This window comes from Pseudescherichia vulneris NBRC 102420 (genome assembly GCF_000759795.1).
Classification (GTDB): domain Bacteria; phylum Pseudomonadota; class Gammaproteobacteria; order Enterobacterales; family Enterobacteriaceae; genus Pseudescherichia; species Pseudescherichia vulneris.
This window is the reverse complement of record NZ_BBMZ01000001.1, coordinates 1-14,104: the sequence shown is the minus strand read 5'-3', so window position 1 is coordinate 14,104 and position 14,104 is coordinate 1. Positions and strand designations below refer to the sequence as shown.

Here is a 14,104-nt window from a genome sequence, read left to right as displayed (position 1 = left end):
AGTATGACTACCTGCACTTCGCGCGCGGCATGGGTAAACCTGCTGCGACGCCTCCATTTCTATATCGGTCTCTTTGTTGGCCCGTTTATCTTTATCGCCGCCCTCAGCGGGACGCTCTATGTGGCCACGCCACAGCTGGAGAACGCGCTCTATCACGATGCGCTCTACGGCACCGTTACCGGTGAGCATCAGCCGCTGGCCGAGCAGATCGCGGTGGCCGAGCGGGTGACCGGCGGAACGCTGCGTCTGCACGCTGTCCGCCCTGGGCTTATCAACGGGGAGACGACGCGGGTAATGTTTGCCGATCCGCAGCTTGGCGTCTCGGAGAACCGGGCTATCTTTATCGATCCCGTGACCCTGGCGGTAAAAGGCGATATGACCGTCTATGGCACCAGTGGCATTCTGCCTCTGCGCCAGACTATCGATTATCTGCACCGTTCCCTGCTGCTCGGCGATGTCGGGCGACTCTATAGCGAGCTGGCGGCGTCATGGATGTGGATTGCTGCCCTCGGCGGCATTGCGCTGTGGTGGTTCACCCGGCCCAAACGACGGATTAACAATCGGGTGCAGAACAGCCGTCGCCTGCACGTGAGCCTGGGCTGGGTGCTGCTGGCAGGCATGCTGCTCTTCTCCGCGACCGGTTTGACCTGGTCTCAGTGGGCGGGAGGTAACGTTGATAAAATGCGCGCGGCGCTGGGCTGGATGACGCCGCAGGTGAATACCCAACTGCACGGAGCCGCCCAGCCAGCCGATCCCCATGCGGAACATCATGCCCATCATGAGCACCATGAGGGAATGACGATGCCGATGGCGGAGAGCGATGCCGACAGCGTGCAGTATGATGAGGTATTGCAGGTAGCCCGCCAGACCGGCATCAATGCTTCCCGTCTTGAGATCCGCCCGCCGCGCAGTGCAGACCAGGCGTGGACGGTCACGGAGATCGACCGGGCCTGGCCCACGCAGGTTGATGCCGTAGCGATCGATGGTCACACCATGACCGCGATCGACCAGACGCGCTTTGCTGACTTCCCGCTGATGGCGAAGCTGACCCGCTGGGGCGTCGATTTCCATATGGGTGTGCTGTTCGGCCTGCCAAACCAGCTGGCGCTGATCCTGTTTGGCAGTGCGCTGTGCGTGAGCATCGTGGTGGGCTATCGGCTGTGGTGGATCCGCCGTCCGGCGCAGGGCGGCATGAGCCCAGTGCAAACGCTGATGCAGAGCTGGCTGGCGCTCGGCAGGGGAGAACGGATAATTACCCTGATCCTTGCCCTACTGATTGGGCTGGCGCTACCGGTACTGGGCATCAGCCTGCTGCTGTTTATTGCTGTCGATATTGTGCGCTGGCGTCGGGCCAGCGCTGCACCATTGCAGCCGGAACAGGAGTCAGGGCGTCTTTGATTGGCGCTGCTTGACCTTGTACATATTTTTGTCCGCCAGCTCCAGCAGGCTTTCGGCGCTGGCGTGCTCCCATGCCAGCGCATAGCCAATGCTGAGGGTCATCATGGTGGTAGAGCCGTTATGCAGATCGAAAGGATGATAGAACTGCTGGACCAGCGCGCCTGTGAGACGCTTTACCTCATGTTCGGTATGCACGCCGGTCAGGATCATGGCAAACTCATCTCCGCCGAGACGGTAGGCCATATGCTGCTTGCCGCCAAAGGCGGATAACCTTTTCGCCACCTCAATCAGGACGCTGTCGCCGACGGCGTGCCCCCATGTGTCGTTAATGTACTTGAAGTTATCACCATCAAGAAACAGCAGCGCCGAGCAGCGTTGGGCGGCGTCATCCTTCATCAGGGCAGCGATGGCGTTGCGAAACGCGGCACGGTTAGCCAGTCCGGTCAGCGGATCGTGCAGGGCGGTACGCAGGAGCAGGGCATTGCGCGCCTGTAAGCTCAGCTGCCACTCCTCCATCTCATCCAGCAGGCTGTTAAAGTCCTGACCAAAGCGATGAAACTCGTCAATACGCTCGTCGGCGACGCGACGAGAAAAGTTGCGGTAGGTCCGCACGTCATGCACCACGTCAGTGATATTTTGCAGAGCGTTGAACACGCCGTTATGCAGATAGCGACTGATGGCGAGCGCCACGGCGGAGGCAAAGAGGATAGATCCGGTCAGGACGCCGAGGGAGAGCAGAATAAAGTGGCCAATCAGGCTGGCCTGGGCCGTCAGATGCAGCTCGCCGATCTGTGTACCGTCGTGCACGATCGGCTGCCTAACCGGTTCGGGAAGCAGTCCCCGGCGGATGAGATCGCTGGCTTTGTCATAGCTGCTCTTCGGCATCGAAGACCAGCCTGCCACGACATGCTGTTTTGCATCGCGTACCTCGGCCGCGCTATAGAGCCCCCGCTGGCCAAGCGTAGAGAGCGTATCGGCAGCGGCGGCCGCATCATGGCGGGCGAGGGCAAACTCCAGATTGCGGCTCATGGTCGCGCCCGTCAGCTCTAAGTTACGTAGGGCATACTGCTTTAACGTCAGTACCGACGTGACGGAGATAAGAAACCAAACCAGCGTCATCGTAATAATCACGTTAATAATATTGATTCTACGTAGGGTACGCTTAAAAGTTGGCCGTGAAAGATCCCTATTCATCATTATTTCCCCGCAACGACGGCTGATAATTACACGTAGCAGAAAAACAGCGTTTACCTGCATATCCCCTGTTAAGATCGTGGTTATATTACCCTGGATAGACCAGGGGTGATCTCGACTTATTCACAGATTGAATAATATTTCGGCAGTTAATTGAGAACGGCGTCGCGGGTGCCTTCGTCCATACCTGCTTGCCAGGCGCTACGCAGCTGGGCGGCGCTCTCCTGCGTGTCGCAGCCGGCTGGATAGATTTTACCCGCACGACCCCAGGCATAGAGAAAATCGTCGTGACAAATCCTTTTCAGGCCTGCCTTATAGCCTTGTAAATAGCGGTTTCGATCGACGTTGGCGTCATTGTGCAGAGCAGCCAGGACGCTGTTCTCTTTGACCACCGCGCCAGAGAGGGCGTCGTCTTTCCCGGTGCTGTACCAGTCGGTGCCGGTCCATGTGGGAGCGTGTGTATAGGGTTCAACCGAGCAGCCAGACAGCAGAATGGCTAAGAGTGCGTACATTCCAGGTTTCATTATCGTGCTCCTTTTTCTGTTATTAAAGCGTAGCCTGGTTGCCGTCAGGTTGCTCGGTGTGCATTTTTGTTTACATAAAAAGCGCAATTAAATTGCATTTTAAGGGGTAATGTAAACAATTATGTACGTATTATGGATTGAAATCTTTACCGGTTGTGATACTGTTAGGTTACTCTCTGCTGAGAACACTATCGCTAAAGACTATCGCAACGAACGACCAGGATCGCCATCATGCAAAAAGACGCGCTGAATAATGTCCATATCGCCGACGAGCAGGTTTTAATCACTCCGGAACGCCTGAAGGCGGAGTTTCCGCTGACGGCAGAGCAGGAGGCGCAGATCTCGCAATCGCGTCAGACTATCTCCGATATCATTGCCGGGCGCGATCCGCGTTTGCTGGTAGTGTGCGGGCCGTGCTCCATTCACGATCCGCAGGCGGCCATTGAGTACGCTCACCGCTTTAAAGCCCTTGCCGAGGAGGTCAGCGATAGCCTCTACCTGGTCATGCGCGTCTATTTTGAAAAACCCCGTACCACCGTTGGCTGGAAAGGGTTGATTAACGATCCACATATGGATGGTTCGTTTGATGTCGAAACCGGGCTGAAAATTGCCCGTAGCCTGCTGGTGGAGCTGGTCAGCATGGGCCTGCCGCTGGCAACCGAAGCGCTGGATCCCAACAGCCCGCAGTACCTGGGCGATCTCTTTAGCTGGTCGGCCATCGGCGCACGCACTACCGAGTCCCAGACCCACCGTGAAATGGCCTCCGGCCTCTCCATGCCGGTCGGCTTTAAGAACGGCACCGACGGTAGCCTGGCGACGGCGATCAACGCCATGCGCGCGGCGGCAATGCCGCACCGTTTTGTCGGTATCAACCAGGCGGGTCAGGTGTGCCTGCTGCAAACCCAGGGCAACCCGGATGGACACGTGATCCTGCGCGGCGGCAAAGCGCCGAACTACAGCCCGGCTGACGTGGCGCAGTGCGAGAAAGAGATGATGCAGGCAGGCCTGAAGCCCGCCCTGATGGTAGACTGCAGCCACGGTAACTCGAATAAAGATTACCGTCGCCAGCCTGCGGTCGCTGAATCCGTTGTGGCGCAAATCAAAGATGGTAACCGATCGATCATTGGCCTGATGATCGAGAGTAATATTCATGAGGGTAATCAATCGTCCGAGCAGCCGCGCGGCGATATGAAACATGGCGTCTCCGTGACCGATGCCTGCATCAGCTGGGAGACGACTGACGCGCTGCTGCGTGAGATTAACCAACATCTGCGTGGGCATCTGGCAGCACGTCTGGCTTAAGAGGTTGTTATGGTTGCTGAATTGACCGCCCTGCGCGATCAAATTGATGAAGTAGATAAGGCGCTGCTGGCCCTGCTGGCGAAGCGTCTGGATCTGGTGGCCGAGGTCGGCGAGGTTAAGAGTAAATATGGCCTGCCGATCTACGTGCCCGAGCGCGAGGCCGCTATGCTGGCTTCTCGCCGTCAGGAGGCCGAGTCACTTGGCGTACCGCCGGATCTGATTGAGGACGTGCTCAGGCGCGTAATGCGTGAATCCTACTCCAGCGAGAACGATAAAGGGTTCAAAACCCTCTGTCCGACGCTGCGTCCGGTAGTGATTGTGGGCGGCGGCGGCCAAATGGGCCGGCTGTTTGAGAAGATGCTGACCCTCTCCGGCTACCAGGTACGTATCTTGGAGAAGGATGACTGGGCGCAGGCGGGCAATATTGTCGCCGACGCCGGAATGGTGATCGTCAGCGTGCCGATTCATGTTACTGAGCAGGTGATCGCCTCCCTGCCGCCGCTGCCGGAGGATTGCATCCTTGTCGATCTGGCCTCGGTGAAAAGCGGGCCGCTGCAGGCCATGCTGAGCGTGCATAAAGGACCCGTCTTAGGATTGCATCCGATGTTCGGCCCGGACAGCGGCAGCCTGGCGAAGCAGGTGGTGGTCTACTGCGACGGACGCAAGCCGGAAGCCTACCAGTGGCTGCTGGAGCAGATTCAGGTCTGGGGTGCCCGTTTGCACCGTATCAGTGCCGTTGAGCACGATCAGAACATGGCGTTTATTCAGGCGCTGCGCCACTTCGCTACCTTCGCCTACGGGTTGCATCTGGCGGAAGAGAACGTGCAGCTGGAGCAGCTGCTGGCGCTCTCCTCGCCCATCTACCGTCTGGAGCTGGCAATGGTCGGGCGGCTGTTTGCCCAGGATCCACAGCTCTATGCGGACATCATTATGGCCTCGGAAAGCAATCTGGCGCTGATCAAGCGCTACTACCAGCGCTTTGGCGAAGCGATTGAGCTGCTGGAGCAGGGCAACAAGCAGGCGTTTATCGATAGCTTCCGCAAGGTTGAGCACTGGTTTGGCGACTACGCCCAGCGCTTCCAGAGCGAGAGTCGGGTCCTGCTACGTCAGGCAAACGACAACCGTCAATAGGTTAAAAGCTGTATATACTTTAAGGCCAGTGGGTTACCCGCTGGCCTTTTTACTGTATGGGAGTCTCTATGGCTGAGCCGCAACTGCTATTTGATTACACCGGTCATCTGCCGGAATGTCCTGTCTGGAGCGAATCGGAACAGGCGCTGTACTGGGCCGATATTCTGGAGGGAGAGATCCACCGCTATCATCTGGCGTCCGCTGAGCATACCGTCCTGCGGTTTCCGGAAGAGGTGGGCTGCTTTGCCCTGCGCGAGAAGGGCGGTTTCATCGTTGCGATGCGTAGTGCCATCTGGCTGGCGGACAAACGCGGCCTGCTGACTCATAAAGTGTGTGATAACCCCTCTAATCCGGAGCTGGCGCGCTTTAACGACGGTGGGACCGATCATGCTGGTCGTTTTTACGCTGGCACATTCTGGGCACCGCAGGATTACAACGGCGCGCTGCTGGTGCGGGTCGATAACGATCTGACCCCGAAGGTAATCCAGTGCGATATCCTTGGGGCCAACGGATTAGCGTTTAGCCCGGACGGGAAGTGGATGTACACCTCCGACACGCCGCAGGAGGTGATCTACCGCACGCCGCTGGATGAGCAGGGCGAGCCCGGCAAGCGTGAGGTGTTCCGCACCTTTAAAAAAGAGGAGGGGCAGCCGGACGGCGCGGCCACGGACATCGAGGGCTGTTACTGGAGCGCGCTGTACGACGGCTGGCGCATCGCGCGTTTCTCCCCTGAGGGCGAACAGCTAGAAGAGTATCGCCTGCCGGTGCGCTGCCCGACGATGGTGTGCTTTGGCGGTGAAGATATGAAGACGCTGTTTATCACCACCACCCGGGAGAATATGAAGCAGGACGAGCTGGCGAAGTTTCCGCTCTCCGGGGCTATCTTCACCCTGCCGGTAAGCGTGGCAGGCGTGAAGAAATCCCCCTTTATTGAGCGTTAAGCCGGATCGACCGGGACAACGTTCTCGCCAGGATAGCAGCCCAGCACTTTCAACGAGCGGGTGATCTCCCCGAGCTCGCGCAGGGCTTTCTGCATGGATGCAGACTCCAGGTTGGCCTGGATATCCAGATAGAACATCTCTTCCCACGGGTTGCCGTGAATGGGGCGTGACTCCAGCTTAGTCATAATCAGGTTATGGTTACGCAGCACCAGCAGCGCCTCAACCAGCGCCCCGGCCTGCTGGCCCGTGGCCATCAGCAGCGTCGTTTTAGCCGGTACCTGATCGGAGACGTTAATCGGTTTACGCGCCAGCACAATAAAGCGAGTGATGTTTTGCGTCTGGTTTGCCAGGTTACGCTCCAGCACCTGTAGGCCATAGAGTGCACCGCCCGCCTCGCTGCCCAGCGCCGCTACATGAGGCGAATTCGCCTGGGCCACTCTCTCCATTGCCGCCGAGGTGCTCTCGGTATACTCAATTTTCCACTGCGGATAGCGGTTTAAAAACTGGCTGCACTGTTGGAAGGGCTGTGGATGGCTGTAGACCGTTTCGATTTTGCTCAGGTCGGTCGTACCCGAAACCAGCACGCAGTGATCGATCGGTACGGTCATCTCCCCGACGATCGCCAGGCTGGTGTGCTGGAGCAGATCGTAGACATCGTTGATCGCCCCGGAGCTGGTGTTCTCCAGCGGCACGACGGCATAGTCGGCCTGGCCAGTCTCTACCTGCTGAAAGATATCGTGGAACTTTGCGCAGCCGCTCTCAATAAACTGCTCGAAGTGGCGCGCCGCGTACTGACGTGCGGCCAGGTGCGAATAGGAGCCTTTGGGGCCGAGAAAGGCAATTCGCGCCGAGTGCGGGTTGGTTTGATTGAGATGCTGCTGGAGCAGGGCCTGCTGGGTCAGAACGGAATCTTCAATAATCAGCTGGAACAGACGGGTAATGTAATGCGCATCAAGATGGTGCGTTTTGCCCAGCTGGATCAGGTGCTCCAGCAGATCGCGTTCGCGGTCGATATCGCGCACCGGACGGTGGGAGGTCAGCTTGGCTTTGCCCACCTCAACGGCGAGCTGGCGACGCTCGGCCAGCAGCGCCAGCAGTTGCTCATCCAGGGCGCTTATCTTTTTACGCAGATCCAGCAGCGGGTTTTCCGGTGTCATAGTGTTGCCTTAGTCGTTATCGTTATCTGTCTATCAGCCATAAAAAAAGGCCCCCCGGTTTGGGAGGCCTTGCTGTTCGTCTTCGCACATACTCTTACACGACGAAACGCCTCCCATTCAGGGGAAGGTAAAAAAGCGTGCGAAGAAAAACGGCGTCTGTTTCATGGGATAGTCCTGTCTGTGTCTACAGGTAAAGTAACCGTACTGTTTTCACCCTGTCAATAAAAAACGCGCCCGAAGGCGCGTGGGTGAGACACTCAATGTAAAGGACTACTCTTCGTAAAGGATTACTCTTCTTCTTCTTCAACGAAGGTGGCGTCTTTCACCGACGTGGCGGCGCGACGGGCTTCACCTTTGTGCTGCACTTTATTGAGCTGCCGTTCCAGCTTGTTAATCAAGTCGTTGATAGCGGTATACATATCATCGTGTCGGCCACTGGCGACCAGCTGGCCGTTAGGGGTATTAATGGTTGCGTCAGCAACAAAACCCTGCGGCTCCTTCGAGAGGATGATATGGGGATTAATCAGATGAGTTTGCCATTTTTCTAGCTTGGCGAGACGGTCTGCGACATGCTGGCGAATTGCCGGAGTAATTTCCATTTGTTTACTGGTAATGTTCACTGTCATAAATGTTACCTCTTGTCTTTCCGTCCAGGTGATCTCAGCATACCTTTCTGAAGGTCAAAAAGTGTGATGTAAATCACGTATTTTTGTCACTTTTTGTCAATGCCGACATTTTGTGAGATAGGACAGGAAGAGATGAGATTTTACTTGCTGGATAGGAGAAGGAGAGCCATAGTTGATAAGTTACGTTGCCGCCTACTTCTTTAGGGGCAGCCGAAACCGCATAAAAAAACGGCAGCCCGAGAGCTGCCGTTGGTGTTTTTAACGATCGGTTTTTGACTATCAGGTACTGCTGCTGTTGGACGCGATAATCTTCGCGACTTTATCCGCCTGAGCGTTCATCTGCATCTGGCGATAGGCATTTTCCATCAGCGGCAGGGCGTTACGCGTCGCCTGCGTGTCAGGGAAGTCACGCAGCATGCCTTCTACGCGGTTAACCACCGCCACCCACGCGCCGCGTTCGGTGTAGTATTCCGCCACGGAGTATTCATACTTCGCCAGACGATCCTTCAGGAAGACCAGTCGTTTGGTGGCATCGGTAACGTACTGGCTGTTCGGATAGCCACGTACCAGCTTCGAGAAGTCATTAAACGCATCGCGGGCGTGCTGAGGATCGCGATCGCTACGATCGACGCCGAAGAAACCCTGTAATGCACTGTCGTCCAGCGCCATGTCGGTCAGGCCGCGCATATACATCACGTAATCGATGTTCGGGTGAGTCGGGTTCAGACGGACAAAGCGATCGATCGCGGCCTGGGCCAGCGGCAGATCGGCATTTTTATAGTAGGCGTAGATCAGATCCAGCTGAACCTGCTGCGAGTAAGGGCCAAACGGATAACGGTTATCCAGCGCTTCCAGTTGCGTTATTGCCTGTTTCCAGTTACCGTCCTGCAACTTTTGCTGAGCAGTCGCATAGATTTCATTAGGCGGATTATCAGGCACCTCTTCCTTTGAACTGGAGCAACCCACCAAAGCCAGGCTCAACGTGGCGGCTGCCACCAGATATTTCATGCGCGTCATGACGTTTTGACTTTCCTCAAAATGTTTATGCGGGAGGATTCTCTGTTCCTGCTCCCGATTAAGACCAGCTACAATAGCACACTATATTAAACGGCAAAGCCGTAAAAACCCAAGGTTAACGAAGAAGCTGTCTATGGCACAACTAGTACAACTCACCGCAACGGTGTCCGAAAATCAACTCGGTCAACGCTTAGATCAGGCATTGGCCGAAATGTTCCCGGATTATTCACGTTCGCGCATAAAAGAGTGGATCCTTGACCAGCGCGTGCAGGTCAACGGCAAGATTTGCGACAAACCCAAAGAGAAAGTGTTGGGCGGCGAGCGCGTCGCCATCGATGCGGAGATCGAAGAAGAGGCGCGCTTTGAAGCGCAGGATATCCCACTCAACATCGTCTATGAAGATGACGATATTCTGGTGATCAACAAGCCGCGCGACTTCGTGGTGCATCCGGGCGCAGGTAACCCTGACGGCACCGTGCTGAATGCGCTGCTGCACTACTATCCGCCGATTGTTGACGTGCCGCGCGCCGGTATCGTCCACCGTCTGGATAAAGACACCACTGGCCTGATGGTCGTTGCTAAGACCGTACCGGCCCAGACCCGACTGGTGGAGTCCCTGCAGCTGCGCGAGATCACCCGTGAGTATGAAGCCGTTGCCATTGGCCATATGACGGCGGGTGGTACGGTGGAAGAGCCCATTAGCCGCCACCCGACCAAGCGTACCCACATGTCGGTGCATCCGATGGGCAAGCCGGCGGTGACCCACTATCGCATCATGGAGCACTTCCGTGTGCATACGCGTCTGCGCCTGCGTCTTGAGACAGGCCGTACCCACCAGATCCGTGTTCACATGGCGCACATTACCCATCCGCTGGTGGGCGATCAGCTCTACGGTGGCCGTCCGCGTCCGCCGAAGGGCGCATCTGATGAGTTCATCACCGCGCTGCGCCAGTTCGATCGCCAGGCGCTGCACGCCACCATGCTGCGTCTCTATCACCCGATTACCGGTATCGAGATGGAGTGGCATGCGCCGATCCCACAGGATATGATCGACCTGATCGACGCCATGCGCGCCGATTTCGAAACCCATAAAGAGGACGTTGACTGGCTATGACATCGCTGATTGTTCCGCAGTGGCCGCTGCCTGAAGGCGTCGCGGCCTGTAGTTCGACCCGCAACGGCGGTGTGAGCCTTGCCCCATGGGACTCCCTGAACCTGGGCGCACACTGCGGTGACAACCTTGAGCATGTCGAGGAGAACCGTCGCCGGCTGTTTGCCGCAGCCGGTTTGCCCTCTAAGCCCGTCTGGCTGGAGCAGGTGCACGGCAAAACGGTGCTTACGCTTTCCGGCGAGCCTTATGCCTCTAAACGCGCAGATGCCTCATACAGCAATACTCCCGGCACGGTGTGCGCCGTGATGACCGCCGACTGCCTGCCGGTGCTGTTCTGTAATCGTGCGGGAACTGAAGTCGCTGCCGCGCATGCGGGCTGGCGTGGGCTGTGTGCAGGCGTACTGGAAGAGACGGTGGCCCGTTTTGCAGATAAGCCGGAAAACATCATTGCCTGGCTAGGACCCGCTATCGGCCCTGATGCCTTTGAAGTTGGCCCGGAAGTGCGCGACGCCTTTATTGCCGAAGATTCGAACGCTTCAGCGGCATTTCGTGCGGCAGGCGAAAAATATTTTGCTAATATCTATCAGCTTGCTCGTCAGCGGCTGGCACGCGTCGGCGTAGACGCCGTCTACGGTGGCGACCGGTGCACCTTCAGTGAACAAAGTGAATTCTTCTCTTATCGCCGCGACAAAACCACCGGGCGTCTGGCAAGTTTCATTTGGCTGATATAACCTAAAGAATCAAGACGATCCAGTACGTGTAATATTCTTTGTACATAATTTAGATCATTAACCTTGAATAATTGAGGGATGACCTCATTTAATCTCCAGTAGCAAATTTGACCTGTATTATGGGAGGAGTTATGCGTCTGGATCGTCTTACTAATAAATTCCAGCTTGCTCTTGCCGACGCTCAGTCACTCGCGCTGGGGCAAGACCATCAATTTATCGAACCACTTCATCTTATGAGCGCCTTGCTGACACAGGAGGGGGGCTCGGTACGTCCGTTACTTACCTCTGCCGGTGTCAACGCCGGTCAGCTCCGCACCGCCATTGACCAGGCGCTCAGCCGTCTGCCGCAGGTAGAGGGTACCGGCGGCGACGTTCAGCCGTCCCAGGATCTGGTGCGGGTGCTTAACCTTTGCGACAAGCTGGCGCAGAAACGTAACGATAACTTTATTTCGTCAGAGCTGTTTGTTCTGGCGGCGCTGGAGTCGCGCGGCACGCTCGCCGATCTGCTGAAAGCAGCGGGGGCGAATACCAACAACGTGACCCAGGCAATTGAACAGATGCGCGGAGGAGAAGGCGTGAACGATCAAGGGGCCGAAGACCAGCGTCAGGCCTTGAAGAAATTTACCGTCGATCTTACCGAGCGTGCCGAACAGGGCAAGCTCGACCCGGTGATTGGCCGCGACGAAGAGATCCGCCGTACTATCCAGGTACTGCAACGTCGTACCAAAAATAACCCGGTGCTGATCGGCGAGCCGGGCGTGGGTAAAACCGCCATTGTTGAAGGGCTGGCGCAGCGTATTGTTAACGGCGAAGTGCCGGAAGGGCTGAAGGGCCGTCGGGTGCTGGCGCTGGATATGGGGGCGCTGGTGGCAGGGGCTAAATATCGCGGTGAGTTCGAAGAGCGCTTAAAAGGCGTGCTGAGCGACCTGTCAAAGCAGGAGGGTAACGTCATCCTGTTTATTGATGAGCTGCATACGATGGTGGGCGCAGGTAAGGCCGATGGCGCAATGGACGCCGGGAACATGCTGAAACCGGCTCTCGCCCGCGGCGAGCTGCACTGCGTCGGTGCAACCACGCTGGATGAGTACCGTCAGTATATTGAGAAAGATGCGGCGCTGGAGCGACGCTTCCAGAAAGTGTTCGTTGCCGAGCCGTCGGTTGAAGATACCATCGCTATCCTGCGTGGGCTGAAAGAGCGCTATGAGCTGCATCACCATGTGCAGATCACCGACCCGGCCATCGTGGCGGCGGCGACGCTGTCCCATCGCTACATTGCCGACCGCCAGCTGCCGGATAAAGCTATCGACCTGATCGATGAGGCCGCATCCAGCATTCGGATGCAGATCGACTCCAAGCCGGAAGAGCTGGACCGTCTGGACCGGCGCATTATCCAGCTCAAGCTGGAGCAGCAGGCGCTGATGAAAGAGTCTGATGACGCCAGCATTAAGCGTCTGGAGATGCTCAACGGCGAACTGGCTGATAAAGAGCGCCAGTACTCAGTGCTGGAAGAGGAGTGGAAGGCGGAGAAAGCCTCGCTCTCCGGAACGCAGACCATTAAGGCCGAGCTGGAGCAGGCGAAGATTGCCATTGAGCAGGCTCGCCGCGTTGGCGACCTGGCCCGCATGTCCGAGCTGCAGTACGGGAAAATCCCTGAGCTGGAGAAACAGCTTGAGCAGGCAACGCAGTCGGAAGGCAAAACCATGCGTCTGCTGCGTAACAAAGTGACCGATACCGAGATCGCCGAGGTGCTGGCACGCTGGACCGGTATTCCGGTGGCCCGCATGATGGAAGGCGAACGCGAAAAACTGCTGCGTATGGAGCAGCAGCTGCATAGCCGTGTGATTGGCCAGAACGAAGCCGTTGAGGCCGTCTCGAACGCTATCCGTCGCAGCCGGGCGGGGCTGTCCGATCCGAACCGTCCGATTGGCTCTTTCCTGTTCCTTGGGCCAACCGGGGTAGGGAAGACAGAGCTGTGCAAGACGCTGGCTAACTTTATGTTCGACAGTGACGATGCCATGGTACGTATCGACATGTCCGAGTTTATGGAGAAACATTCCGTGTCGCGGCTGGTGGGTGCACCTCCGGGATACGTCGGCTATGAAGAGGGCGGGTATCTGACCGAGGCGGTTCGTCGTCGTCCCTATTCCGTTATCCTGCTGGATGAAATAGAGAAAGCGCATCCGGACGTATTCAACATTCTTTTACAGGTGCTGGATGACGGACGCCTGACGGACGGGCAGGGGAGAACGGTCGACTTCCGCAACACCGTAGTGATTATGACCTCGAACCTGGGTTCCGATCTGATTCAGGAGCGCTTCGGTGAGCTGGACTACGGCCATATGAAAGAGATCGTCATGGGCGTGGTGAGCCATAGCTTCCGTCCGGAGTTCATCAACCGTATCGACGAGGTCGTGGTATTCCATCCGCTGGGTGAGAAACATATTGCCTCGATTGCCCAGATCCAGCTGCAGCGTCTTTATAAACGTCTGGAAGAGCGCGGTTATGCCGTGCAGATGTCAGATGAGGCGCTGAAGCTGCTGAGCGCTAACGGTTACGATCCGGTATACGGGGCACGTCCGCTGAAACGCGCTATCCAGCAGCAGATCGAGAACCCGCTGGCGCAGCAGATCCTCTCTGGGGAGCTGATTCCAGGCAAAACGGTACAGCTGGTGGTGAAAGACGACCGCATTGCCGCCGTGCAGTAATGTGCAGTAGAGCGTGAAAAGCGTAAAACGAGCCCCTGCGGGGTTCGTTTTTGTTTATAAACCAGGCGAAATTGTGCTTTGTATCACCGTTTCGCCTAAAAATTAGGCTATCGATAAGTTTTTTCGATTTAAGACTTGTCAGCCCGGAATAACTCCCTATAATGCGCCTCCACTGACACGGAACAACGGCGAGTAAGCCGGCCGGTCAGCGAGGCGCCTCCGGGCACTTCGGCAGAGAAAAGCGAAAATAAACGCTTGACTCTGGAA

Annotated in this window: 13 protein-coding genes and 1 other annotated feature; of the genes, 7 read left to right on the top strand and 6 right to left on the bottom strand. The window is 56.9% G+C overall.

Features of this window, described 5'->3' with window-relative positions; genetic code table 11:
- The first annotated feature begins 3 nt into the window (after positions 1–3).
- Entirely contained in the window at positions 4–1,398 is a 1,395-nt protein-coding gene (locus EV102420_RS00060) for a PepSY-associated TM helix domain-containing protein (protein WP_042387504.1), read from the top strand.
- On the opposite strand, the gene dgcN is transcribed toward EV102420_RS00060, so the two are convergent.
- Together dgcN and EV102420_RS00050 are read right to left on the bottom strand one after the other, a co-directional pair.
- A complete protein-coding gene (dgcN, locus tag EV102420_RS00055) occupies positions 1,384–2,592 on the bottom strand; it encodes a diguanylate cyclase DgcN/YfiN (RefSeq protein ID WP_042387538.1) in 1,209 nt (402 codons plus the stop codon). The two genes, EV102420_RS00060 and dgcN, sit on opposite strands and share 15 nt — an antisense overlap.
- Before the next feature lie 149 nt (positions 2,593–2,741).
- Positions 2,742–3,116, bottom strand: a complete 375-nt coding sequence (locus tag EV102420_RS00050; RefSeq protein WP_042387503.1) for a DUF2799 domain-containing protein — start codon at positions 3,114–3,116, stop codon at positions 2,742–2,744.
- A gap of 231 nt (positions 3,117–3,347) precedes the next feature.
- On the opposite strand from EV102420_RS00050, the gene aroF reads away from it, so the two are divergent.
- The 3 genes from aroF to EV102420_RS00035 all read left to right on the top strand — a co-directional run bounded on the left by aroF (position 3,348) and on the right by EV102420_RS00035 (position 6,490).
- The gene (gene aroF, locus EV102420_RS00045) at positions 3,348–4,418 is read left to right on the top strand and encodes a 3-deoxy-7-phosphoheptulonate synthase AroF (RefSeq protein ID WP_042387502.1); all 1,071 of its coding nucleotides are present in this window, start codon (positions 3,348–3,350) and stop codon (positions 4,416–4,418) included.
- A gap of 9 nt (positions 4,419–4,427) precedes the next feature.
- The gene (tyrA, locus tag EV102420_RS00040) at positions 4,428–5,549 is read left to right on the top strand and encodes a bifunctional chorismate mutase/prephenate dehydrogenase (protein ID WP_042387500.1); all 1,122 of its coding nucleotides are present in this window, start codon (positions 4,428–4,430) and stop codon (positions 5,547–5,549) included.
- 68 nt (positions 5,550–5,617) lie between these two features.
- The gene (locus EV102420_RS00035) at positions 5,618–6,490 is read left to right on the top strand and encodes an SMP-30/gluconolactonase/LRE family protein (RefSeq protein ID WP_042387499.1); all 873 of its coding nucleotides are present in this window, start codon (positions 5,618–5,620) and stop codon (positions 6,488–6,490) included.
- Here the strand turns inward: EV102420_RS00035 and pheA are convergent.
- The 4 genes from pheA to bamD all read right to left on the bottom strand — a co-directional run bounded on the left by pheA (position 6,487) and on the right by bamD (position 9,290).
- Positions 6,487–7,647, bottom strand: a complete 1,161-nt coding sequence (gene pheA / locus EV102420_RS00030; RefSeq protein ID WP_042387497.1) for a bifunctional chorismate mutase/prephenate dehydratase — start codon at positions 7,645–7,647, stop codon at positions 6,487–6,489. The two genes, EV102420_RS00035 and pheA, sit on opposite strands and share 4 nt — an antisense overlap.
- A 40-nt stretch (positions 7,648–7,687) precedes the next feature.
- Positions 7,688–7,813, bottom strand: a sequence feature (Phe leader region).
- Entirely contained in the window at positions 7,765–7,812 is a 48-nt protein-coding gene (pheL, locus tag EV102420_RS22645) for a pheA operon leader peptide PheL (protein WP_181016674.1), read from the bottom strand. It overlaps the preceding feature by 48 nt.
- 121 nt (positions 7,814–7,934) lie before the next feature.
- Positions 7,935–8,273, bottom strand: coding sequence for a ribosome-associated translation inhibitor RaiA (gene raiA / locus EV102420_RS00025; RefSeq protein WP_042387495.1), 339 nt, complete (start codon positions 8,271–8,273; stop codon positions 7,935–7,937).
- Positions 8,274–8,552: 279 nt separating this feature from the next.
- A complete protein-coding gene (gene bamD / locus EV102420_RS00020) occupies positions 8,553–9,290 on the bottom strand; it encodes an outer membrane protein assembly factor BamD (protein ID WP_042387494.1) in 738 nt (245 codons plus the stop codon).
- Positions 9,291–9,423: 133 nt separating this feature from the next.
- On the opposite strand from bamD, the gene rluD reads away from it, so the two are divergent.
- The 3 genes from rluD (at position 9,424) to clpB (ending at position 13,837) form a co-directional block, all read left to right on the top strand.
- Positions 9,424–10,404 carry a 23S rRNA pseudouridine(1911/1915/1917) synthase RluD gene (rluD, locus tag EV102420_RS00015; protein WP_042387491.1) on the top strand — a complete coding sequence of 327 codons (981 nt, stop codon included), beginning with the start codon at positions 9,424–9,426 and terminating at the stop codon, positions 10,402–10,404.
- A complete protein-coding gene (gene yfiH / locus EV102420_RS00010; RefSeq protein WP_042387488.1) occupies positions 10,401–11,132 on the top strand; it encodes a purine nucleoside phosphorylase YfiH in 732 nt (243 codons plus the stop codon). The genes rluD and yfiH overlap by 4 nt, the downstream gene beginning before the upstream one ends.
- A gap of 131 nt (positions 11,133–11,263) precedes the next feature.
- Positions 11,264–13,837 carry an ATP-dependent chaperone ClpB gene (gene clpB, locus EV102420_RS00005; protein WP_042387486.1) on the top strand — a complete coding sequence of 858 codons (2,574 nt, stop codon included), beginning with the start codon at positions 11,264–11,266 and terminating at the stop codon, positions 13,835–13,837.
- Positions 13,838–14,104 lie beyond the last annotated feature (267 nt).